This is a genomic window from Reichenbachiella carrageenanivorans (assembly GCF_025639805.1).
In the GTDB taxonomy this organism is placed as follows: domain Bacteria; phylum Bacteroidota; class Bacteroidia; order Cytophagales; family Cyclobacteriaceae; genus Reichenbachiella; species Reichenbachiella carrageenanivorans.
The window spans coordinates 2,006,637-2,031,647 of sequence record NZ_CP106735.1 but is presented as its reverse complement, the minus strand read 5'-3'; the positions used below and the strand labels follow the sequence as shown (position 1 = coordinate 2,031,647).

General features: G+C 41.0%; 17 protein-coding genes. 3 read left to right on the top strand and 14 right to left on the bottom strand.

Going from position 1 to position 25,011, the window contains the following annotated elements; all coding sequences use genetic code 11:
* Positions 1 to 65: 65 nt before the first annotated feature.
* The 7 genes from N7E81_RS08065 to N7E81_RS08035 form a co-directional block, all read right to left on the bottom strand.
* Positions 66 to 2,363, bottom strand: a complete 2,298-nt coding sequence (locus N7E81_RS08065; protein ID WP_263052782.1) for a WD40/YVTN/BNR-like repeat-containing protein — start codon at positions 2,361 to 2,363, stop codon at positions 66 to 68.
* Positions 2,364 to 2,462: 99 nt separating this feature from the next.
* Complete coding sequence (locus tag N7E81_RS08060; RefSeq protein ID WP_263052781.1) at positions 2,463 to 4,097, bottom strand: sulfatase family protein; 1,635 nt, start codon at positions 4,095 to 4,097, stop codon at positions 2,463 to 2,465.
* Positions 4,097 to 5,014, bottom strand: coding sequence for a ribokinase (gene rbsK, locus N7E81_RS08055; protein ID WP_263052780.1), 918 nt, complete (start codon positions 5,012 to 5,014; stop codon positions 4,097 to 4,099). The genes N7E81_RS08060 and rbsK overlap by 1 nt, the downstream gene beginning before the upstream one ends.
* A gap of 2 nt (positions 5,015 to 5,016) precedes the next feature.
* Positions 5,017 to 6,021, bottom strand: coding sequence for a multidrug DMT transporter permease (locus N7E81_RS08050; RefSeq protein ID WP_263052779.1), 1,005 nt, complete (start codon positions 6,019 to 6,021; stop codon positions 5,017 to 5,019).
* A 96-nt stretch (positions 6,022 to 6,117) separates the two neighbouring features.
* On the bottom strand, positions 6,118 to 7,245 hold the full coding sequence (locus N7E81_RS08045; protein ID WP_263052778.1) for a glycoside hydrolase family 5 protein: 1,128 nt from the start codon (positions 7,243 to 7,245) through the stop codon (positions 6,118 to 6,120).
* Positions 7,246 to 7,300: 55 nt separating this feature from the next.
* Complete coding sequence (locus N7E81_RS08040) at positions 7,301 to 10,636, bottom strand: VCBS repeat-containing protein (RefSeq protein ID WP_263052777.1); 3,336 nt, start codon at positions 10,634 to 10,636, stop codon at positions 7,301 to 7,303.
* 97 nt (positions 10,637 to 10,733) lie between these two features.
* Positions 10,734 to 11,636 carry an AraC family transcriptional regulator gene (locus tag N7E81_RS08035; RefSeq protein WP_263052776.1) on the bottom strand — a complete coding sequence of 301 codons (903 nt, stop codon included), beginning with the start codon at positions 11,634 to 11,636 and terminating at the stop codon, positions 10,734 to 10,736.
* Positions 11,637 to 11,850: 214 nt separating this feature from the next.
* Between N7E81_RS08035 and N7E81_RS08030 the strand changes: the two genes are divergently transcribed.
* Positions 11,851 to 11,982, top strand: coding sequence for a hypothetical protein (locus N7E81_RS08030; RefSeq protein ID WP_263052775.1), 132 nt, complete (start codon positions 11,851 to 11,853; stop codon positions 11,980 to 11,982).
* A gap of 145 nt (positions 11,983 to 12,127) precedes the next feature.
* Positions 12,128 to 14,383, top strand: coding sequence for a GH92 family glycosyl hydrolase (locus tag N7E81_RS08025; protein ID WP_263052774.1), 2,256 nt, complete (start codon positions 12,128 to 12,130; stop codon positions 14,381 to 14,383).
* 255 nt (positions 14,384 to 14,638) lie between these two features.
* Here the strand turns inward: N7E81_RS08025 and N7E81_RS08020 are convergent, their stop codons facing one another.
* From N7E81_RS08020 to N7E81_RS08000, 5 genes are read right to left on the bottom strand one after another with little or no spacing between them, the layout of a single operon-like run.
* Positions 14,639 to 16,033, bottom strand: coding sequence for a sugar MFS transporter (locus tag N7E81_RS08020; protein ID WP_263052773.1), 1,395 nt, complete (start codon positions 16,031 to 16,033; stop codon positions 14,639 to 14,641).
* A 2-nt stretch (positions 16,034 to 16,035) separates the two neighbouring features.
* Positions 16,036 to 17,739 (bottom strand): sulfatase family protein, encoded by a 1,704-nt coding sequence (locus N7E81_RS08015; protein ID WP_263052772.1) that lies wholly within the window; start codon positions 17,737 to 17,739, stop codon positions 16,036 to 16,038.
* 1 nt (position 17,740) lies between these two features.
* Positions 17,741 to 19,258 carry a hypothetical protein gene (locus tag N7E81_RS08010; protein WP_263052771.1) on the bottom strand — a complete coding sequence of 506 codons (1,518 nt, stop codon included), beginning with the start codon at positions 19,256 to 19,258 and terminating at the stop codon, positions 17,741 to 17,743.
* Positions 19,251 to 19,430 (bottom strand): hypothetical protein, encoded by a 180-nt coding sequence (locus tag N7E81_RS08005; protein ID WP_263052770.1) that lies wholly within the window; start codon positions 19,428 to 19,430, stop codon positions 19,251 to 19,253. The genes N7E81_RS08010 and N7E81_RS08005 overlap by 8 nt, the downstream gene beginning before the upstream one ends.
* Complete coding sequence (locus N7E81_RS08000; protein WP_263052769.1) at positions 19,427 to 20,845, bottom strand: purine-cytosine permease family protein; 1,419 nt, start codon at positions 20,843 to 20,845, stop codon at positions 19,427 to 19,429. Before N7E81_RS08000 ends, N7E81_RS08005 begins: the two co-directional genes overlap by 4 nt.
* 223 nt (positions 20,846 to 21,068) lie before the next feature.
* Between N7E81_RS08000 and N7E81_RS07995 the strand changes: the two genes are divergently transcribed.
* On the top strand, positions 21,069 to 22,121 hold the full coding sequence (locus tag N7E81_RS07995) for a hypothetical protein (RefSeq protein WP_263052768.1): 1,053 nt from the start codon (positions 21,069 to 21,071) through the stop codon (positions 22,119 to 22,121).
* A 67-nt stretch (positions 22,122 to 22,188) separates the two neighbouring features.
* On the opposite strand, the gene N7E81_RS07990 is transcribed toward N7E81_RS07995, so the two are convergent.
* Positions 22,189 to 23,283, bottom strand: coding sequence for a helix-turn-helix domain-containing protein (locus N7E81_RS07990; RefSeq protein ID WP_263052767.1), 1,095 nt, complete (start codon positions 23,281 to 23,283; stop codon positions 22,189 to 22,191).
* Between the two features lie 169 nt (positions 23,284 to 23,452).
* Positions 23,453 to 25,009: a RagB/SusD family nutrient uptake outer membrane protein gene (locus tag N7E81_RS07985; RefSeq protein ID WP_263052766.1), complete on the bottom strand. Its 1,557-nt coding sequence runs from the start codon at positions 25,007 to 25,009 to the stop codon at positions 23,453 to 23,455.
* Positions 25,010 to 25,011: the final 2 nt, after the last annotated feature.

Below are 25,011 nucleotides of genomic sequence, written 5' to 3'. Positions count from 1 at the left end.
GCTTCACTGTCTTTATCACCGAGACTACAAGTCTCTATCTCTTTTCACCTTTCAATAGTCTTATCTCACAATTTTCGTTTCCAAGCGCCTGCCCCTGGTGTACTGATATAGACCCATTCTTCGCCTTCGTATGAGGCGATAATGGCTGAAGTAACTCCTGGGTAATGAAGATCTCCCGTCCAGTCTTCCCATTTCACACTCCCTTTTTCATCTAAAGTTCCTTTAAAAATACCTACCCCGTTTTGGTACTTGTGATTGTAGAAATTGATAATAATAGTATTGCCTTTGGCTGTCAACCCTCCTTTGTTTTGAAAGATATAATCTTTCTTGATGTATGGATACCAAGCCTGTATATACTCCGCTCTCATTTCTAAAGCCATCGAAGGGTCTAGGATAGAAGTCCAGGTTTTTCCTTCATCCATAGACAACAAAATCTTATAGTTACACCCGTCTTTTTTGGTGTTTTCAGACGTGCCAGAATAGATCAAATAAGTCTGACCAAGGTGTTCCCAAGCCACCATTTCTGCTTCCCAGCTACCTCCACCATAAATTTTTGTCCACTTCCATACCCCGTCTTCCTTCTCTCCTCTAAAGGCTCCTTTGGTTCCCCTTGCGCTTGCCAAGAAAACAATGTTTTCGTTGGTAGGGTGAACAGCAATTTTTTTAGTAGTAATGACGCCTGCTAAAGTCTCATCACTGATTTTTTGAGCTGGTACTACTACGCCATTTTCACGTTGTTTGAGTGTTTCCCCTAAATCTTCTATTTGATATAGCCCATTGTCGTTAGACCAGAGATACACTTTTTCGGGATTGGAAGGTGCAACTACTACGTCTCTAAAAATCCCTTCAGGCAATCCAAGCAAATGATTAGGACCTCCTCCAATCATTTCCCATCGATCAGTCGGTGAATACGTCTCTAATTTTTTCACAAAAAGACGACCGTCTCTGGCATTACCCCCATACCCTGTGGTGGCTTGTGCCAATACTACTGGCTTACCATTGGCCGCTCCAATAGCGACCGCTTGTATATCTGAATAGTTGAGACTATCGGTACGGTGCTGGATATTGGACCAGCTGAATCCAGCATCCCAACTTTCCATTAATCCATTGTCGCCTTGGCCTTGGATGACATAATTTTCGTCCGCGGCAATATCATACGTGTAGGTACTTTCTGTTCCACGCCCTGAATAAGTATACCAATCTTTGTTCCACTGGTGAACCACAAATTTTTCGTTTCGGTTGGAATATTTGTTGATCCACTGATATGAACCATCTGCCTGACGAATGCCTGCAAACATGTTCTCGTTGGTAGTAGACCATATCGCACGTTTCCAGCCTATAGGCGTATAATGTACATATCTCGGATTAGGGTCAGCCCAGTCCCATCCAAAATCGTATCCGTCAGTTCCTTCCCAAATCAAATCCCAATGGTAATTTTTCAACTCCTTGTTTTCCCAAGTAAAAGTTCCTTCAAACAAGCCCTCACGAGTACCTTCTATCGAAATCAGCACTTTGTGCTGTTCTGATGTAGAACGTGTATCTACTTCTGGATACCAGAATCCAATTTTATGATTCGGCAATCCTTCCATAACTTTTATCCATTCGATGTCGTCTGATGGGCTTGCATACACATCACTTGCCCTATTGCCCGTGGCATAAGCGGTATAGAGAACCTTGCCATCAGGACTCACAGTTGCTCCTTTGTTGTCGAAGGCTTTGGCTGGTGCTTTTATTAATTGCCACGTTTTTGCATCGTCTCTACTGATATAAAACCCTCTCGCTGCAGAGAGATAGACTACACCTTTTTTCACAGGGTCAAATGTGATCGTCCAAACATTCTTATCTCCTACAGCTTTGTCATAAGTGATATAATTCCATGTCAATCCTTTGTCGCGCGACTCAAGCAACCTACCTTTTCCATCTCTCACATTATCTGTAAGAGTAACAAAATCATAATCATCTCTCCAGCCTATACCAGCTATGATGTGATTAGGATCATGAGGATCTACACTAACAGACCCAAAACTCTCTCCTAAGGATTTGTCTGCTACCGAATAGTTTTTGCCTCCATCCGTAGATACTTGCAAGGCAAACATGCCTCCTACGTAAATTTGGTCTGCGCTGGTAGGGTCTACTGCTACAGCAAAGATTCGATTGTGTACCAAATCGCCTGTGATATGCCAATGCGCTCCATTGTCTTCTGTTTTATAAACACCTTCCATGTCGGAAGCCAGATAGAGAGTACCAGGTGTACTAGGTGCACACACTACATCTTGTACTTGTCCTCCTGCTCCAGGATTGATCGATACCCACTGAGCCTGAGCTGCCATAGGGAAAACCAGCATGGCCAGTATCCATTTCATCAAATTCATTCTTTTCCTTTATTTAGTTTTCTGAAAACTAAAGTAGGAGCAGAAACAAGTCAAAGGCTTCTGTTTAGCAAATCGGGAGAAAATTAAAAACTAAAGCAATTCGTCCACCTTGATTTTAGACATATATCTTTCGATATATTCGTCGCTTAAACGATCAGAGTCTCCATACTTTTTTCTGAGTACTTCAAGTTTGGTTTTCAATGCTCTCACCACTTCGGCATAAGCTGGGTCATTGAAAACATTATTGAGCTCTTGAGGGTCCATCTTTCGATCATACAATTCCCATTCGTCTATGTCGTAGTAAAAATGAATGAGTTTGTATCTCTCCGAAACAATACCATAATGTCTTTTGACCATGTGAATAGATGGGTATTCATAAAAATGATAATACACTTCGTTTCTTGTCCATGCTTCTTCTCTTCCTTCAAGCAAAGGCACTAAACTTTCTCCTTGCATATCACCTGGGGCAGTCACTCCTGCTACTTCGAGAAGCGTCTGCGCAAAATCAAGATTTTGAACCATTTTCTGATTTGAAGATTCAGGCTTAATGACTTGTGGCCAGCGCATGAGCAAAGGGGTTCGAAAAGATTCTTCATAGATAAACCTTTTGTCGAACCAGCCATGTTCGCCGAGATAAAACCCTTGGTCAGAGGTATAAACGATTAGTGTGTTTTCAGCTAGTCCATTTTCATCTAAATAATCTAGCACCCTGCCTACATTTTGGTCTACGGCAGCTATGGTGGCTAGATAATCTTGCATATATCGCTGATAACGCCATTGCATTTTCTCCTTTGTTGTCATCGTTGGAAATCTCCTTTTGAAATCTTCGTTGATTGGTCGGTACACGTTATCCCAAGCAGTACGCTGCTCACCTGTCATTCGGCCAATGCCTTTTTCGAAAGCCAACTGATCCCATCCCGATGCATCTGGAATACCCAACTCGTCCATTACATCAGGATAAACCTTAGAATCACCGGCCCAATTCATATGCTCCAAGATGTTCATTTCTGCTTCATGAGCGGCTGTTCCTCTTCCTGAATAATCATCAAAAAGCGTAGTAGGTTCTGGGATTTTTTTTGATGTATAATCACCAATATGGCGCAAGGCTGGCAGCCATTCTCTATGCGGTGCTTTGTGCAGATACATCAGCATAAACGGTTCTTCTTTATTTCTTTCGTTTTCTAACCAGTTGAGTGTCATGTCCGTGATAATGTCCGTGACGTAGCCTTCCACTTGAATATTGCCTTCTTTTTTGGTAATAAAATCAGGGTTGTAATAAGCGCCCTGACCGGGCAAAATTTTAAATTCATCAAATCCTTTGGGGTTATTTCCAAAATGTAGCTTGCCAAACATGGCCGTCTGATAACCCGCCGCTTGCAAGTATTGGGGAAAGGTGACCTGAGCGGTATCGAATGGAAAAATATTGTCAGTCTTGCCATTGATATGGCTATGCTTACCCGTGAGGACGACCGCCCGCGATGGTGCACAGACCGAATTCGTGACACAGGCATTTCGAAAGATCATGCCTTCTTTGGCGATTCTATCAATGTTAGGTGTTTGTGTCAAATGGTCTTGATAAGCCGAAATCGCTTGATAGGCATGATCATCCGCCATCATAAAAATAATGTTAGGTCTGTCGTTGTGTGTTTGATTGGTCTCTTGTCGGCATCCTACGCCCACTAGAATCAAAAACAGCAATCCCACACCATTCCGTTTGGTATTCATCAATTTTTGTTTAAAAATTCTTCAATTTCATTTCTTGTTGGCACAGAGGGCTGAGCACCCAATCTAGTCACCGAAATTGCGGCCGCTGCTTGACCAAACCTCACGGCAGACTTCAAGTCTTTGTCTTCGGCTAAAGCTACCGCTAAAGCACCATTAAAAGTATCTCCTGCGGCGGTGGTATCTCTTGCTTCTACTTCAAATCCAGGCACCAATTCAATCTGACCATTTTCTGCTACCCAGACGCCTTGTTTCCCTACCGTGATCAATACTTTCTTCACGCCTTTGCCTAGCAAGATTTGCGCTGCTTGTTGGGCACTGGCCTCGTCCGATACGACTATGCCAGTGAGCAATTCTGCTTCGGTCTCGTTGGGCGTGAGAATGTCTACTTGTGCTAACAACTCCTCACTCAACACCCGTGCAGGAGCAGGGTTGAGTATAACCATTTTATGATTGACATGAGCCAATGCAATAGCTTTTTGCACAGCGGCAATGGGTGTTTCTAGCTGGATCAAGAGGATATCGGCTTGCTCGATTTGGCTAGTCTGCTGCATGATATCTTCTGGTGTCAATAAGTCATTAGCACCTCCAGCTACTCCGATGCTGTTTTCTCCTTTAGCATCTACAAAAATGAAAGCCATTCCAGATGCTGCATGTGCCGTTTTTGTCACCGCAGACACCGCTATCCCTTCGGCACAAAAACCAGCCAACGCCTGATTACCAAATTCATCCTGACCTACTTTGGCAACAAATGCCACCGCTCCTCCAGCACGAGCTACAGCCACGGCTTGGTTGGCACCTTTGCCACCAGCGGCCTGAGTAAATACCCCTCCAGAAAGCGTCTCTCCTGGCCTTGGAATATTCGGCAACTGCATGATCATGTCTGTATTCGAACTCCCTACTACGACTATTTTTTTCATGACTACACCAGTTTAGAAATTATAATCAAACTGAGTCCTGCAATAAATGAGATAAACATCGCTACCAATAACTTGTTGGTGCCTTTGGGCGCTCCGCTAAATTCTCTCCAGATAAACACGCCCCAAAAGGCCGCTATCATGGTAGCCCCTTGACCCAACCCATACGAAACAGCAAAACCAGCTATACCAGAGGCAACGATACTCAGCGACATGCCTAAATTCCAGATCATGCCACCTAAAATTCCCATGAAATGAAGTGATCGATTTTCTTTTTTAAAATAATCTGCAAATGAAACAGGATCGCCTACAAAAGGCTTTTTCATCACGATCGTGTTGAATATGAAATTGGACAGAAGCAAGCCGACAGAGAAAAACACAATAGCCGTATAAGGTGTCAGTTTTCCCACTTCCAAAACAGTATTGAAATCTGGAGACATAGATGCTGCTACAAATCGATAGAAAAATCCCATCAAGACACCCGCAATTACTGACAAAACTAACCCTTTGGATTGTACTTTAGTATCTGTGGATATTTTGCGATAGGCCCAAGCATCTAACAAAACTGCAACTGTCACAAAAGCGACCCCTGAAAACAGTAATACTGGATCTCCACTAGGGGCAGCTAAATAATTCGTAATCACACCCAATACCAAGGCTATCCCAATCCCCACTGGAAAAGCTACCGCCATTCCTGCAATATCTATAGCTGCTACCAATAAGATATTAGCTAAATTGAATACCACACCACCCAACAATGCCAGCCCCAGCGATATGAGACTCGCCTGTGCCAAATCGTCCAGAAAGGATCTACCACTCTGCCCCATACTGCCCATGGTAAATGCCAAAACAATTGAAAACAGCAACACACCGATGGCATAATCCCAATAAAACAATTGAAAAGGCCAGTCTTTCTTTGAAAGCTTTTGTGTATTGGCCCAAGAGCCCCAGCAAAGCATGGTCACAAAACAAAGCGCAACCGCGACAGGGAAGGATTGAATAATAATCATAACAATTTCTATTAATGTGACGTGGATTCGAACCCTGGCATGAACATCCCGTTCAAAGACGGGAGTTCATTAGCCATACATAATCCAACATGTATATTATTTATTTCTTTTAAAATAAGCCTTGAGCAACTCCATTCTGGGAGCAGGATCGATTCTCGTACTATCCTCACGATACTCGATAGACATCTCAGGATCCCAAACTTGATTTTCACGAAAAGCATGATACACCCAAGACCAGCCATTGGCCTCATTTAGCTCTATCACATCAGTCATATACCTGACACCATCTTGCCCAGTCCATCGGGGACTGCTAAATTCTCCCACAAAAATGGGTATGGCAGGGTTAGACGCAGCAAAGTCAATTAATTCCTTTTGATCTATTTCCAATCTTTGTTTGTCCCAATATTCCCCTTCTATTTTTGAAGGGTAGGACACAAACTCGCCTTCCTCCCAGATGTTTTGATGTGTAAACGGCACAGGCAGATACATGTGGGTTTCGATGCATATGTTGTCATCATCGGGCAACTGAAAATAGGGGATACTCTTGTGGTAAGCATACATTTTCTTTTCCTCTTCTATATAAAATCTTGGCAAAGCGTATACAATCGTATGTACACTATCACGCTTTCGAATGGTATCTGTTAGTCGCTGATAGAGATAATTGATATCCGCAGGACTTGCTTTGGGCGCATCAAGTTTCATCTCTGGTTCATTCAGCAGATCATACCCCGCAATCACTTCTCCTCTATGTGCATTGTACGCAGCTAGCGTATCCCAAAAATTCAATAAGATATCATGGTATTTGAAATCTTGCCAAAAAGGATCTGTCCCGAGCATCGTCCACTGGTGCATAGTACCTGGGTATCTGTGTGGGTCAATCAATACATTTACTTGATATTTTTCTCCCCAGTTGAGTACTGAATCTAGTATAGCAAAGGCCTCTGGCCGATAGGTATACGGCTCCTCCAAATCCATGAATGCACATACTGGCATGCTGAGCCTCATCAGGTTGGCACCAGAAGCAGCCAGTGCTGCCACGTCAGCTTCTTTAATATTGCAGCTGACATTAAACCCTCTATAGTTTTTCCAATAAAATTTCTCTACAGCTATTGATTCGTGGTTAGGCCCATGACAGCTTGGCCATGCCAACACGATTAATGCAATAGCGACAATGCCAAGAATGAATCGTTTGAGTTTGATATATTGTGCCTCAGATATGAACATGGTCAAATATTCTCAACTCTGATTTAGAAAATTTTGTGTTTTATAAATCAAGAGATCATTGATTTTCTAAGACTATCCATTGAACTGCCTGCACTGGCCCTTGATTATTGGCAACAAAGATTATTTTACCTTTTTCAGTATTTGCCATGGCTAATTTTTTAACATCATTTGCCCAATTGATTCCTGATCTATGGTAAGGCTGAGGCTGGAAGGAACCTTGACCATCCCCATACATCAAAAGTCCTCTGCCTGCATCTGCACGTGGCGTTTCTACTTCTGACGCAAATAGGTTTCCTGCTAATACCACATCTAAATTGCCATCATTATTAAAGTCCTGAATAATGTAATCGTTGATGGGCATCATCTGTGCTTCTTTAGGTAATTCGTGCTTTTTGAACTTCCCTTCCCCCACATTTTCTAAATAAATGGAAGCGAAAGAACCTACCTCATAATGCAACGATTGCGCTAGCATAGACGCTGAATAAATATCTACCAATGTAGCATCTGCAAATGACGTATAATCTTTAAATCTCTCTTTGATAGCTGGTACTTGTTCGGATGAACATTGGCGACCTCTTACGGGTAATTGTGTCCCATTTTGATAATAACTCAGTACAATATCTATTTGACCATTGTCATCATAATCGTTGGCATAGATGTCGAATGTAGATTCTGGGCTTGCATGGTACTTATAGTTTTCACCCAAATTGCCTACTAAATAATCATCGTCTCCATCTCCATCCATATCTGCTGCCTCAATACTGAACCACCAGCCTCGGCTGTCACCAAAACCAAAATCATCCGTTCGTGGCACGAATCGTCCCTTTTGATTTTCAAAAAAACTGATTGGCATCCACTCTCCCGTCACTACCAAATCTAAATCGCCATCCTGATCAAAATCCGTAGATACCGCATCGGTTACCATTCCTAAATCTTTGAAAGCTGGCGCACGATTTTCAGTAACATTCTCAAAAGCAAGGGAGCCCTTTTCTATCTGGTTTTCTAACAAATAACTACTCGCAGGTGTAGGGTACTGGCCAGGGATTAAGCGAGTGCCTAAAAACAAATCTTGATCACCATCTTGGTCGTAATCAAACGCAACTACTTTGCCTCCACTTTCAAATAAATCTGGGAGGAGATTAGAATGGTTGCTGAAATGGCCTTGTCCATCGTTGAGATATAAACGATCCTTTAGCCTTTTATCTGTTGAGCGCAATTCATTTCCCCCACTTACAACATATAGATCTAAATCTCCATCTTGATCTAAATCAACAAAAAGGGCGTCCAAATCTTCAGAGAGCTTTTCTAATTGCCAAAATGCGGTGTCGAATGATTCGAACATCCCATTTTTATTTTGTATGAAAAGCGTACCCGCTCTACCCAATGCCCCGCCCACATACACATCTGGTAAGCCATCGGCATTTACATCTCCAGTAGCCAATGCTGGCCCAAAATTGGACATCTTGTGTGGTAGCAATGGTTCACGATCAAAATCATTAAAACTATTTTCTTCATGAACATATTCTTCAATAAATACACCTGCTACTTCTTCAAATACTTTCTGAGTGTGGTTAGGCACTGGTTGATAGGGTTCTGCGTCAGTCGCTTTCACTACCAGTGTTTGATTGGCTGGTACCTGCTCTACAACAGAGCGCCTTCCATTTTTCCAATCTACCTCTACTTTAGTGATTGTATCCACAGCTCCTAGTCCAAAGTGTGCCTTGGGGGCAACTGCCGACTGAAACCCCCTAGCACGCATGACCTCTACAGTCTGTAATCCTTGTGGGGTATAAATCGTAACTCTAGCTCCTATACCTGCCAAGTTTTTGTCTGTACCTTCGAGCGACACGGTCAGATAGTTGCCTAGCCCCATCTCTACCGAATGATTTTTATACACAAACACATCCTCGTCTATATTATTGACAACCAACTCTAGGTCTCCGTCATTATCCAAGTCAGCATATACGGCGCCATTAGAAAATGAAGGCTGATCCAGTCCCCAGTTTTTGGCCATCTTACCAAAAGTAAGATCTCCTTTATTTTTAAAAGCGTAATTAGGCACCGCTTCGGAAGGCATTTCGGCTAGATCAGCGAGTGTATTTTTTTTCGCTTTCTGTCCAAAATAGTTTTGCCCTTCTGTCCTCCTAAAAAAGTCGCGATTATTGATGTCTCTTCTCGTACCATTAGTAATAAAAAGATCCTTTAGGCCATCATTGTCTAGATCTGCAAATAGTGGTGCCCAGCTCCAATCCGTTTTAGCTGTATGTGCCATTTGAACCACATTGCTGTACATTGGTAGCCCCTCAGTATCGATCCCTTGGTTTAATTGAAGACAATTGAACATATACTGATAATGTAATGATTTGTCTACCATTTCATAAAAGCCCTCTGGGTTCATACTAGCCATATTTTCTTTAGACCTTTTATGGCTTTCTGGAGCCATATCTACTTGGATAATATCCAATAGACCATCATTGTTGTAGTCTGCGGCATCAGAACCCATCCCATAGAATGAAGTTTGATTAGTCACTGTTTTGACCTGCTCCACGAAAGTGCCATCACCTTGATTGATATAACAAAAATCTGGGCTTGCAAAATCATTCGAGACATAAATGTCCAAATATCCATCATTATTGAAATCTCCCACAGAAGCAGATAAACTGAGTCCAAAACTCAATAACCCTGAAGCTTCTGTTTGATCTACATACCTTCCATTTTCATTTTTATAAAAATGACTTGAATGATCAAGAATAGGATTGTTCATTTGATACGAGTAATAAGCCGTCGGCACTTTGAAATTGGTAATAGGATAATTGGCCACATACAAATCAAGATCTCCATCATTGTCAGCATCGAAGAATGAAGCTTGGGTAGTATGCCCCAAATCTGCGATTCCATAGGCCTCCCCTTGCTCCTCAAATGAAGGTATCCCCTCCGAGTCATTCCCTTGATTTACGTATAAAAGATTTCCAAACGGGCCAAACAAACCTGAAACGCTCACATATATATCTAACCTACCGTCTTGATTGATGTCCACCAAAGTCACTCCCGTCATCCATCGGTTATCACCAGCCACGCTCGATGTCTCTGTTACATCTTCAAATTTCAATTGTCCTCTATTGAGGTATAATGCATTCGACTGCATATTAGCTGTAAAATAGAGATCTTCGAGCCCATCACCATTGAGGTCTCCCACAGCCACACCTCCCCCCATATATATGTATGGGTAAGTGAAATAGTTTAAGCTATCATTTTCATGCAGATCGTTTCGAAACGAAATACCAGTACTACTGCTAGGCAATAGTTCAAATATTTTTGCGGCTCCTTTTTTTTGCGACTCACAGGCTCCCAAAAACAAACACACGACCCACAGCAAACAATATTTATTCATCTTTTCTATTTCTGACTAATTTTTCAATTATAAAGGGAATAGCTGGCTAGATACTATGATTTAGAAAATCAAAAGAAAATCAAACCCCATAACCAAACTAAGAATCTATCAATCGATGCGCTTTTTTGTACTCTGAAGGTGCAAAACCAGTCACCTTTTTAAATTGTCTTGAGAAGTAAAAAATGGAGTCGAATCCTAGCTCATAGGAAATTTCTTTAATTGGTTTGTCGGTCGTCAGCAAAAACTCTTTGGCATGCTGCATTTTCATTTGCTGAAAATATTTGGCAGGCGAAAGTCCCGTATAATTTTTGAACATCCTGCGAAACCAACTATACCCCATATTGAGTTGATCTGCTACAATTTCGGGGCTAATATTACTTGAGGTATTTTCTCGAAAGATGATAATTGCCTTTCTTATTTGAGATTCAACTTGTTTGCCTTCAAACAACTTAATCTTACTAATGGCGAACAACCGACCCAATAGGTGCATAGCCATGCCCGAGGCAATTTGCTGATATGCGGGGGGTTCATTCCGGATGGTCTCAATGATTTGTTCAAACAATTGAAAAATAAATTCTCGATGCCCGATTTGAATTAAAGGTTCTTTTTTTGTAAAAAAATCGCCACTTTCCAAAATATTCTGAACCATTGGCCCCTTTAACCCAAACCAAAATTCATCCCAACCTGTTGATTTGTCGGGCCTATAACTGTGCCATTCATCAGGATATAGCATAATAATAGTTCCCTCATTTACTCTGATTTTTCCTGCCTTTTTGGATTGAAATGTTCCTTTACCATTTGTGATATAAAGAATTTGATACTCCTTCAAGATTCGCCCAGAATCATACTCAAAATAATAAGTAGATGGGTGGCCGATACTTGGGTAAACAGATTTGGGTTTTATTTTCTCATACCCTCCTGCGGTGATGTACAGCCCCCACTTCAGATCGACATCGCTAACAGTGAGGTATTTGAAAAACAATTCTTGTTCAGCTTTCATCGAGTGTCATTTTGTGCAAATTATATTCCAATTTATGTATTTCATCTAAAAATTATTTTTCCTTAATTTACAGATTCAAGGGTCAAACACGATTCTTACTTCGAGACAAAAACAAAAGGGTGTCATAGCCAAATATCATTTTGTTTAATTTGTGAAGGAAGCATCAAAGATGACTGTTGAATTGATGCAAATAATAACGATTAAAAAATAAGCTATGAGAAAACTAATTACTTATTTAATTGCTGGAATTTCTTTTATGGTTTTAGGATGTATTATAGAGTCTATGTATGCTGATGCTATCACAATGCCTCAACAAAATAATACTGCAATAGTACAAAACAAATAAACTTCCTTAGAAAGGGATTTTTGAAATTAAAAAGCCGCTTACTGAATGATCAGTAAGCGGCTTTTTTATGCTGTTTTCGAAAACAAAAGGCCTTAAGAAATCAACAGAACTACATTTAGCTCTTGTTTAATGTAATTATTATCAAATGATTTCGATAAGAAATGTAACACGACTAGCAGTACTTTCATTGAGTGTGCTAACAGGATATGGGTGTAGTAAAACTCACAGCTCATCATCTCTCACTACAAATACAAATTATACTTCAAATGTCAATTTATTTATCGGCACTGATGGGGTAGGCAATACCCACCCAGGCGCAGTACTACCATGGGGGATGGCCGCATTAAGCCCTCAAACTTATGATTTTACTGGCATGCAGTTAGCTACAGGGTATAGGCAGGGGCAAGGCAAGATTTTCGGCTTCAGTTCTGTGAATTTGTCTGGCGTGGGCTGCCCTGGAGCTGGCAGTATCCCTTTCAAGTTTACATCAGGTGAATTTAGCAGTAAATCCTCTGGCTCAGCCTATACTAATGAACTCGCCAGACCAGGATTTTATAGTGTAGATCTCGTGGATGAGAAAATTAAAGTAAGTGCAACGGCTACCAAACGGTCTGGACTCTACAAAGTAGAACTACCCGCAGGGAAAAGTCAGGTATTTCTAGACCTTACCGCCCAACAAGGGCATATCAAAGGAGGAAGTATTGAGCAACACACCTATTCGATGGCGAGTGGTTATCAGCTAGAAGGTTTTTTCTGTGGTTCGACAAACCGATTAAAGGTTTATTTTCATACCGAACTGAATCAAGAGGCTGATACTTCCTATTTAATATATCAAAACAAAAGCAACCAATTCAAACAAAATCTGGATGATAAGCCAAGCGGAATTGTATACGAATACAACAACGACACACCACAAACAGTACTTGTCAAAGTAGGCGTTTCGTTTGTCTCTTCTGACAATGCTAAACTCAACCTTGACACAGAACAAACGGACTTCCAGTTTGATCTGGTACAATTACAAGCTAAACAAACTTGGGAGGCAGAGCTGAGCAAAATAAAAGTTGAATCAGACGATCAAGATAATTTAGCTGTATTCTATACATCGTTGTACCACAGTTTGCTGATGCCCATGACCTTTAGTGATGTAAATGGCCAGTATGTAAAACAAGGAAGCAAAGAGATTGGCACGGCTGACTACACGCGTTATACTGCCTTTTCACTTTGGGACACCTACCGCACCACGCATCCTCTATTTGCTTTGGCGTACCCAGCGGAGCAGCTAGACATGGTCAAAACTATGATTGGGATGTACGAAGAAGCTGGTAGACTACCTAAGTGGGAAATCTTTGCGACTGAGACCAATATCATGGTGGGAGATCCAGCTGCAATTGTGATTGGAGACACATACACCAAAGGCATTACTCAATTCGACACCTTGAAGGCTTATGAAGCGATGGTAAATCAAGCCACCGTGGTGGAAGGCAACTACATGCGAAGAGGATTGGAGGAATATCTCGAACTGGGCTATATCTCTATGGATGGACCATTTAAAGATGTTACAAAATTTGAATGGTTTAATGGCATCGTATGGGGACCTGTTTCCACAACTATGGAATTTAACCTATCCGATTTCAACATTGCACAGATGGCAAAAGGCATGGGAAAAACAGCAGACTACCAAAGGTTTTTAGACCAATCCATGTCTTTCATCAAACTATATGACTCTGAAACTGGACTCATCAGACCAAAAAACAGAGACGGGAGTTGGTATACCCCATTTGACCCTGCTCAAGGGCTTTGGGATCAGATGAGATTTGGTCTAAGAGGTGGTCCTGGGTTTGTAGAAGGGAGCGCTTGGCAATATCTATTTTCTATTCCTCATGGAATAGATACACTCAAAACAGTAATGGGGGATGGTGAATTTTTAAGCAAACTCGATGAATTATTTGAAGCTGACCATTTCGATATGACCAACGAACCAGACTTGGGTTATCCATTCATGTATAACTATACCCATGAGCGAAGCACAAAAACCGCTGAAATGGTACATGGTTGTTTGGATAAATACTTCACCAACCAAACAGACGGAATCCCAGGCAATGATGATGCAGGCACCATGTCAGCTTGGGTTGTATTCGCCATGATGGGAATATACCCCGATACGCCAGGTGTACCCGCTTATCAAGTCACCACTCCTAGTTTCGATAAAATTACACTTCAACTTGATCCGAAATTTTACACCAACGATTCATTTGTAATAGAACGTGATGGGCCAAAAGACGGCGAGATAGAAGCCATCACTCTTGATGGAAAAGAATTGGGTTACCAGTTGAGTCACAAGGCTATCACCTCCCAAGGCAAAAAAATGACAATTAAAACTACACCTGCGGTTGTCAACTAATTATTAGCCTCCACACAACAACAAAAAGGGTCAACTCCAGAAGAGTTGACCCTTTTTGTTGTTCTCTATTTCAAAAACATTTCTTCATTCTTTTGGTTGATTCAAAAAACATCTACGTCTAGCGTAAAGACCACTACTGTTGTAACCTGACAAATGCCACATTTTTCTCATCTGTTAGCTTATTAACAAAACAAAAAAACCTATTCGTTCATCATATGAACAAATAGGCTATATGTGAATTGTGTGTTTAAAATCTTAATGAAAGCCAGCTTTAGGCTTCTGATCACTACTTTCTTCTGTTATAAACTTAGCACTGTAGAACCCATAAAACACGATATATAAATAGCATACTACAGGTACAACAAAAGACATCTGTAAGCCAATCATATCTGCTAATACGCCCTGCACCAAAGGCACTAAAGCGGCTCCTAATATAGCCATGACCAATAGCGATGACCCTTGACTCGTATACTTACCCAAACCTGCGATAGCAATCGTAAAAATATTTGGCCACATGATAGAATTGAAGATCCCGACGCCTATCAGTGCCCACATGGCAAAACTACCATCAGTGCTTATTGCGGTAAGTAATAAGGCCACAGAGATACTTGCAAACAACCCTAATGTTCTACCAGCAATACTTTTGCCTGCAACGAATGCTAGGAAATTGAGAGCGATGATTCCCAAATAAGGAGTGACTGATGAGAATTCCATTCCGGAGATAGAAAATATCAGCACAAATGAAAGAATAGACATCAACGCCATCGCAGCATATTTTTTTGCTCCAGACATGTCACTAAGCGAAATAGCTCCAGAGAACCTACCAATCATCGTACCGCCCCAGTAATACGCCAAAAAGTTTTTTGCAGCAGCTTCTTCCAATCCCATGATTTCGTCTAGCCCAATGAAATTGATTAGAAAACTACCAATCGCCACCTCGCCTCCTACATAAGTAAAAATAGCCAATGTACCCAATGATAAATTGGGGAATTTTAGTGCCCCAGTACCTTTTACAATTTCATCATCATTGACAAAATTGGGTAACTTTATTAGTTTAAAAACTATGGCTCCTATGAGAAACATCAAGCCAAATATGAGATAAGGCACTTTGACTGCGTCGCCTCCAGCTGCCTCATCGAAGAAAAATTCGAATATCAGATACCCTCCTAATATAGGTGCTATAGTAGTCCCCAATGAATTGAAAGCCTGTGACATATTTAGTCTTGAGGAGGCCGTTTCGGGTTCTCCCAAGATCGATACATAAGGATTGGCTGCAATCTGCAACATGGTAAACCCTAAACCTAAAATGAATAGTGCCGCCAAAAAGAATCCATACATCTGGAACTGCGCTGCAGGATAAAACAAGAAACATCCCAATCCTGCAATCAAAAGACCGATAACGATTCCATTCTTATAGCCAATGCGGTTGATGGGATCTCCTATCCGCAGCGACAATAAAAAATAGACCAGTGAGCCAATAAAATAAGCTCCAAAAAAAGCAAATTGAATCAGCATGGCTTGCCAATATTTCAACTCAAAAATATCCTTCAAATAAGGAATAAGAATGTCATTCATACAGGTAAGAAAACCCCACATAAAAAACAAAGTGGTCAGAATAACTAAACTAGATTTATAATTTTTTGAACTCATAATTATGGTGTGTAAGTAGTAATCTCCGATGCCTCAAAACCGTATCGCACTGCTTTAGCCTCAATAGTATCTGTTTTTATATTTAATGGAGCCATATAAATCTCCCACCTCTCACGGCCCTTTGTCCGGTAGGCAATTGATGCGCACTGCGTAATACTAGATAAACTTAATCGACCATTTTCTAATGTGAAATCAACTGCTTTTGTAGTAGGTCGCTCTCCATTTGGCCAAGCCGATTCTGCTTGTTCTTTTTCGTCGATCTGATACATGTCGTTGATTTCATCCATCCATCGGCTCAGCTCATTTGACAGCCTCAACTTTGTACTCTCATATTTTGAGTCTTCGGATAAATTTTTGATTTCAAACGGATCGTTTTTCAAATCATATAGTTCTTCTTCTGGCTTACTATCTGCCAGCCAGGCCGCTTGGGTTTCATTCAACTTACCTGCAGCTTTCATTTTCAAAATTTCACTCATCAAAGGCATTCTTTCCAAGAATTCGATTTGCTGCTGATAAGGTTTTAATGGTTCGAAATTTTTGATGTATCTGTATTGCTCATCTCTCACAGCCCTTCTGATATCATATTTATTATCCATCCGATCTCTCGATCCATATACATATTGACGAGGACGTTCCTTCAAATCTGAAATGATACTATGCCCTTGAATCCAATCTGGCACAGCTACACCCGCCATTTCCAATACAGTAGGTGGTAGATCTAGATAACTGTAGAGATGATTGTCTCGCCCTTTTTGAACAAAGCCTTCTGGCAAAAACTGATCTGGAATATAAATAACCAATGGGACTTTGGTTCCCGATTCATTAATCCATCGTTTGGCTCTTGGCAAACAGTCGCCATGATCACTCATAAAGAATATGATGGTATTTTCCTCTAGACCATCCGCTTTTAGATCTGCCATCAATCGGGCAATTTGCTGATCCATTCTCATGGTATTATAATACAACCGCTGAATATGGCCTCTTGCCAGCTCTGTATTTGGTAAGTAAGGAGGAACCATTATCTCACCTACATCGATTTTTTTCAAAGTATCTAATGGAGGCCTTACACGAACATCCTTGGCCAATTTCATCGGATCAATTTTTTTGTCTAAGAAAAATTTCTCCTTAGTGCTGTCTGGCCAAATATTCACCTCATGGGTGATCTCATAAGTGGAATAAATGAAAAAAGGCTTGTCTTTGTCTTCTTCTCTTCGGTGTCTCCAATGCGGATCTTCTCCTACCTCATCCCATATGGTAAAAGGCGCACCAAACTGATAATCCAGTTTTCTATAACTCGCCGTCCAATAACCAGCCGCTCTTAGCAATTCAGGAAAAGCTTTGATTTCCGCTGGAGGTACCGCATTATAATTAGGCACACCGGGCATCGGAATTACACTTTTAGACTGGCGCATGTGTTGTGTGCCTATTGACGATGGGTAGCACCCCGTGATCATCGAAGATCGACTCGGCGCACAAACGCCTGATACTGTAAAAGCATTTTCATAGACCACCCCTTTAGCTGCTATAGCATCTATAGCAGGTGTGTAGGCCGTAGAATCTCCATAAAAAGAGAACCTAGGACTCAAATCTTCCGCTACCAGCCAAATGATATTGGGCCGCTTTTTAATCTCTTCTACCTTTTCTTTTGGCTGACAAGCCATTGCTATCATGACCAAAAAAAAACATAGGATATTGATGTTCTTCATGCTACTTAACTAATGTGAATGAAAATGGTGGCAATATCAAAGATGAACCCACAAGGCTTTCTTCAATTAATAAATCAGCAAAACCATCTGTGATATAGGCTTCTGCAGGAGCAGAATAACTGAGTGCTGACGAAAAATCTTCTAGATGATCCCATCGAACCGTTTGTGGTGTTCTGCCATAATTGATTAATAGTAATTTGGCCGAATCAGGAGTACTAAACTTCCAACCTGCCAGGGTGTTGATTGTAGCCCCGAGGTCATTAACGAGCTCTTGATCATCCGAAAACTCGAGCTTGGTTGATGTCGTCATTCCTGCAGTAGCCTTGGCAAATGCAGCAGTAGCGATCCCTTGCGAAGACAATGCCCAAGGCTTTGCTTCTACCTCTTTCCACTTGATAAAATCCATCAAATCTGATGAACTAAAAATCTGTGCAAACTTACTGCCTATCACATTATGAATATTGGTAATAGTCACTGGGCTATTCATAAATACCTCATAGTATTTAGCGTCATAAAATGCATTCGCCCAAGTGCCACGTAGACCACTCATATCGTCACGCATGTTAAATTCCGTCACCCATATTTCCATCCCTTCTGGTGCATTGATTTTTTGATAATAAAGAGCTGCGTCTCTAGCTGTAGCCAAAAAATTAGCATACGTAGAGTCGTTCTGAAGTAGCCCTACTTCCCATTCTTGAATAGCAGCAAGACCTCCAGAAGGGGGCGTTCGAGTAACGGTTGACAAATCGGCTGTACCTTCCGTTCCTGCGGTAATATCCTTTTGCTCTATCCGACCATCTATACCTGCAGGGCTATACTTGTGAAAAGTAATAGCATCTGCATTTGTACAATATTTCAAAGCTCTTTGTGTCCAGTTCGTATGTCTAGGTCGCCTTTTGATATATCCACCCAGCAAAGCATATTTGGCCTCTGGAAAATGAACTTTCAGTGAGTCAATCCAAACCTGACAAGTCTTTCCATAATCCTCTGGGGTAGGATAAACGGACATTTCGTAAGGCAAGTTGAAATACAACTCATTGCCCAATTCGATATACTTGACTGGTAGCCCTAAATCGCGCGCACGAAGCAAGTTTCGCACACTATGAGCTAAGTCTTTGCTCAGCATATTGAGCATAAAGACAGGCGTAAAACCTGTTTTCCTATATCCTTCGGCTAAATTTTCGAGTGTATATCGGTAATCGCTCGTGTGAATGTTGTTTTCCACTACCCATTTGATCATTGCACTATCTGGTACACTGGCATCTAGCCAGCCTTTATCCCAATCCCAATAATTGCCTAAGGTGCCAGCTGGGTATCGAAAATTAGTGGTACCTATACTTTCTACGGCACTTACAAAACCGTCATGATTCCATGGCTGATCCATGCTTGTCAGGTTTCCATTCAACCCAATCATGTCGGGGTAAATAGTCCTCGACTTTCCTTCTTCTATCTGAATAGCTGGCTTCTCACAGGCCAAAAGTCCACAACAGACAACAACTAAATAAGTGTATTTAAGCATTTTCTTTTTTATTAAAAATCCAAAATGGAGCCGTCAGCAACCACATTCCGGTACCAACGAGCATTAAAGTTTTATACATCTCTATAGATAGGCTTCCGGCCAAAACAAAAAAGGAAGGAATAGCCGTAAATGCCAACCCAAGAAATGAGAGTGATTTGATTACTAATTTCATATTCCTAAGGATTTAAGTTTTTCAGACAATAGTTTTTGCTGGATATAACCGAAAATGACGTAGAGTACGCCACCAATCAACCAACCTGGTAGAGCCACAAAAAATGCGAAATCGAGATCTAAATAAACATAGATACCATAGCTCACCCCTACGGCAATAGCCCAAGTAAAAAACACAGATAGATTAAATGGCGACTTGATTACTTCAGCTAGATTAGATACCATTTTTATTTTGGGAAACAAGAAAATATCCACCATCACTACTGCCCCTACGGGAGCTGCTACTAGTGCATACCAACCAAGAAATTGATCCAACTTGCTTACTATTGCAGGAAAACAGGCCAAAGTCGTAGATGCGATACCCACGATCACGGTGATCTTCCACCTTTTAGTAGAAGGCATCAAACCTTGCACAGCCAAACCCGCACGGTAGATAGTTGGATTGGCCGTTGTCCATCCCGCAATCACTACGCAAATTAACCCAGCTACACCTGCGCCCAGATAGGCTATTTCACCTGGCGAAGGATTAGTATTGCCTTGTTTCAAGGCAAGTGCACACAGGATACCAGAAGCGATCCATGCCATAAAATGACCAATAAACATCCCAAAAGCAGATGCCAACCCATAAGAAGCTTTTTTAGCATACCTATAAATAGACATATCTGCTAAGCCAATATGCATGGCATTGTTACACAACCAAGAAAATATAATGATATGAATTAAAGTATATTGCGTTGCGCCTTCCTGAGGCGTACCTGTCCAAATACTCTCGTTGGCTACTTGCCAAAAATTACCGAAACTCGTCACACCCAACTGTGGCAAAACCGCCAATCCTGCTGCTAAAAACACAAATGGCATCCAAGGTGCAAAAAGTGAAGAAAACTTGGCTACGATTTCAAACCCGAAAGTGGCCACTATGGCAATCACTGCCCCAACGGCTACTATAATCATTACCCATTCAAAACTCTCAGGGTATAAGCTAGTCAACCCAGGGCCTTTGACACCGAAGAGTATACCGATCGCTGAAGCTGACACGCCAATCATGGCTGCAGCAGCCACGGCAAAAAGTAATCCGTTGATGAAATTATATATGGATACCAGACCGAAGCCGCATATTTTTTCTAATTGATAAAAAATGGTCAACCTAGTCTTCACAGCAGCTGGAGCACAGATCAAAGTCCAACTCAATGTGGCTAATATATTGCCTATCAACAAGCCAACAAACACATCGATAGCAGATACACCATGCAATACAAACAAAGGCCCAATAACAAACTCCGTCCCCGCAATATGTTCGCCTGCCACGAGACTTACAAACTCTTTAAAACTCTTGACACTTGATTTAGGAACGGGTTCTCTTTCGTATTCATCTACATTTTTTGCCTCCTCAAAATTCAGCCACTTTTTTACTCCCATTATTTCGTCTTTATATCTAATGTATCGCCTCAGGTGTATCGTGAAGCACAGTATTTCAAATGTGAATATGTACACTCTGGAATTACATATTCTTGTGATTTGGAAATACAAAGAAAAATACGAGCAGAATTCAGCAAATTCACATCTTCAAATCAAATCTAATATGTTCAATAGCAAACATTTATTATGGATAGCACCTGCTATTCTCATTATTTACGGAGCAATGACAAAGTCAAATACTATTCTATTAAAAAACGAAAAAGTAACTTTTGAAATGGCCTTGGAGGGCTCTGCTTTCTTAAAATTTGAATTTCAAGACCAAAAACTAAACCCACTGGACTGGTCCTTGCCTATAGAGCGTCTTCCCGACACCAACATAGGTAGCTTTCCTTTTAGAGGACAATTTTTATGCCTAGGCACTTGGGGTATGCCTACAGATGGGGAGAAAAAAGCCGGATTGAAATTTTATGGTGAAGTAAATACAGAAGTGTGGGATATTGTACAAACACAGACAAAAGAGACACAGCAAGTCATCACTCACTGCCTAGAACCTAACCAACAGCTAGAAGTGCTGCGAACAGTCACGCTTTCAGAAACTGCCCCAGTACTTGAGGTGACTGAAACGGTAACTAATCAGCTACCGATAGGCCGACCTTACAACATGCTTCAGCATGCTACGTTTGGCGGTCAGTTTATCAATCAAAAGACAATTATAAGTAGTAATGCTGGAAAAGGTTTTTATCAAAATGGAGACTATCGAAGAGCCACCTACGAAGACATTGAAGCAACAAGTTATGACTGGCCTATGGCACAATTGCCAGACGTGGAAGTAGACTTGAGACCCTCGAAACAAATCGAAAAAACTTTCAACAGCTCTCACATATTTCCTGATTCTACCACTACAGCATGGGCAACCATCGCCAACCGCGAAGACGGTTTGCTTATTGGTTATATCTGGGACAAGAAAGATTATCCCTGGCTCAATATCTGGCATCAGTTTGAAGAAGGTAAGGTAAAGGGGCGAGCACTTGAATTTGCTACTTGTGGAATGTGGCAATCTTTTGAATATATGATGACCACAGACTCTAGATTTTTTGGTCAAAATTCATTTGAGTTTATCGATGCTGGCGAAACCAAATCGAAATCCTATAAAATGTTTTTACTTAAAATAGACAAGTCCTTCGAAGGTGTAGACGATATCCAATTTAACGATACTGAAATAGATATTTCGTTTACAAAATCAGGACAAGAAACGAAAGAATCGATCAAATATTGATCCTTTTTCAAATCTTGAATGCTAAAATATAAGCACGTACATCCGCAGAGCAAGCCATAAAGATGGCTTACTGTTTCTTTTTATGCTCTTTTTTAAATTGCGTGGGTGTTTGTCCTGTGATTTTTTTGAAGTTGACGTAGAATACAGATTCTGAACGGAAACCACTATCTACAGCTACAGCATAAATGGTCATATTTTGACCTTTTTCTGTAGATAAAATTTTCTTGGCCTCTGCTATTCTATATTCATTTATCAACTCACTGTAGGATTTTCCAAGGTACTTGTTGACCAGCTTAGAAAGCAAGTAAGGCTGAATAGACAACACCTCCGCAAATCCATGCTCAGTCAGCTCACTGTCAAGGTGAATTCGGTCTTCTTCTAGCAGTTTGTTTAGTTTTTTGAAATAATAGTCACCTCCTGGGAAATCATCATTAGACTTTCCTTTCCCCAAGACAATACCTTTGAACAATTTGGGATCTTCTAAAAAGAAATAAGCCGTAGCAAAAACCAAACTACAGTTAAAGATGATATACTCGTACTCGAGCAGCAACCTGAAGGTCTCATTGGGGCTACCAGGCAAATCTGAGACATGATAGAGCACGTTGCCTAAAATTCCCAAAGTAGAAATAAGTAGAAAAATTGCTAAAATCTTGGGCCAGAGCAAAGATTTTTGCTGTTTAGTCTGTACTGCCACTTTGTTTTTTCCAAAAATGAGCACATGCACTTCTAATAAGACAAATATTTTCCACACCAAAATAAAAGTCAAAACCACCTGATGAGGAACGGAACTAATATAAGTATCAAATAGAGCCGCAGTATCGTTGACATATAAGGTAAATGACACCGCAAAAACAGCCATCAGCGCACCTGGGGTAAGACGCCAAAAGTCTTTCTTTTCTACAGGGAGGTCAAAAATGATTCTGAGGTAAAACAGCACCAAAACTGGCTCAACAAAATCGATAATATCTGCGATGAAAATGATATGTGGAATAGCGTATTTAAGTGCTGTGAAGCGCATGAGATATTGCCCAAGCACCTTTACGCCCACCATGATGAAAAAGGCCGAAAGGTATTTATTCGACCTGCTTTTGTTGTTGATCAACAGCAAGCTCCCAATCAAAAAGCTTTGAATAATAGCCCAGGTAAATAATGCAATCTTCATAATTCCTTTTCTCCTCAGTTACAATCTACTTCTCACATGATTTAGGCTCAATGATAATATATATGAAGGTATTTGGGTAAAATATGAGGATAGATATTTTGAAAAAACAAAAGAGGCTGTCTCAAATGGGCAGCCTCTTTACGTTTTAAATTTATTTTTTAACGCTTAATTATTGCAAATAAGCATCGTTTTGTTTCAAATTCTCATTCACTAGCAAATCGCTAGCAGGAATAGGAAGTGTCTCATGTTTATTCGCTTCAAAACCTCTGTCAGTAAAAGAAGTACTGCCTCCAATGTCTCCCCACCTCACCATATCGAGGAACCTGAAGCCTTCGAAAGTCAGCTCAAGTCTACGCTCGGTTTTGATCTGAGCTGCAAGAGCATTCTCGTCCGATCCTGCAGTCAATGCAGTAGCTCCAGCTCTTGTTCTTACACGATTCAGAGGACCATAAGCAGCAGATGTTGATCCTGTGTTGTTGAGTGCTTCCGCATAAAGCAGCAATACATCAGCAAATCGCATCAATCGGATGTTGTTATCCGAATTTAAGTTCGGTTCAGCTGTTCCATCTACATATTTTCTAATGCCAGAGTCACCACCAGAGTTTCTGATTCGAGGGCTAAAAGCAGGCTCCCCATCAGGTGCGTCACCAGTAGTTTCATCATCACTCAAATAAACGGTTTGTCCATTCCAGTCATCGCCTACTCTAGCAATCGTATAAAACCTTCTTACATCAGTACCTGTAAGATTGGCATCAAAAAACGCATTAACCTCGTCACTTGGACGTGCATTTCCGAACTGATATGGGCTAAAGTGAGTACCGAACATACCGCCTTCAGTATCTCCACCGTTGTCATCACCACCCCACTCAAAGCCGAATCCATTGACAAACTGCACCTCAAATAGAGACTCCACGTTATTCTCATTCACAGCCGTAAAGTTGTCGCTATAGTTAGGCACCAAATCATAGGCTCCATACACTGCTGGAGAGTTTACTAAATCGCCTAAAACTGTGACTGCCGCAGCCCAATCTTTTTGGTAAACGTGTGCTTTTCCTAAAAATCCTTGAGCCGAACCTTTACTGGCTCTACCGATATCTTCACCTTCGTATGCATCGAATTTAGGAAGCAGTGTTACTGCTGTTTCAAAATCTTCTTCGATTTTATCCCAAAGAACAGCGACGTCAACTTTTGCAGGCTTAAATTCAGCATCTGTTTTATCTTTCACTACATGATCGATATATGGTACTGAACCATATATAGTAACCAAGTGGAAGTAGAACAGGCCTCTTAGAAAGTGTGCTTCACCTAGCAATCTGGCTTTCTTTTCAGGACTAATCACATCATCAGATGCTGCTTCCAATACCTCTAGGGCATTGTTGGCTCTAGCTACTCCTAAATAGAGATCAGGCCATGAACTTGAGACAAAATCCGAAGTATTAGGATTGATATCGAAATAATACAAAGTAGACCATGATCCAGCTCCATCTGTTGGGAAAAAGTCTCCACCCAAATAGCCTATCGTATTGTACTGTCGTTTATACAAATTTTGTCGTTGCAACGTGGCGTATGTCCCGTTGACCGCCTGTACCAATTCAGCCTCTACCTTATAGTAGCTCTCTGTATTCGGACTGTTTGGGTTTTCTTCTGTCAAGAAGTCTCCGCAAGCATTTAGTCCAAATGCTATGGTAATCGCTAAGGAATACCTTAAATATTTTTTTATCATCATTG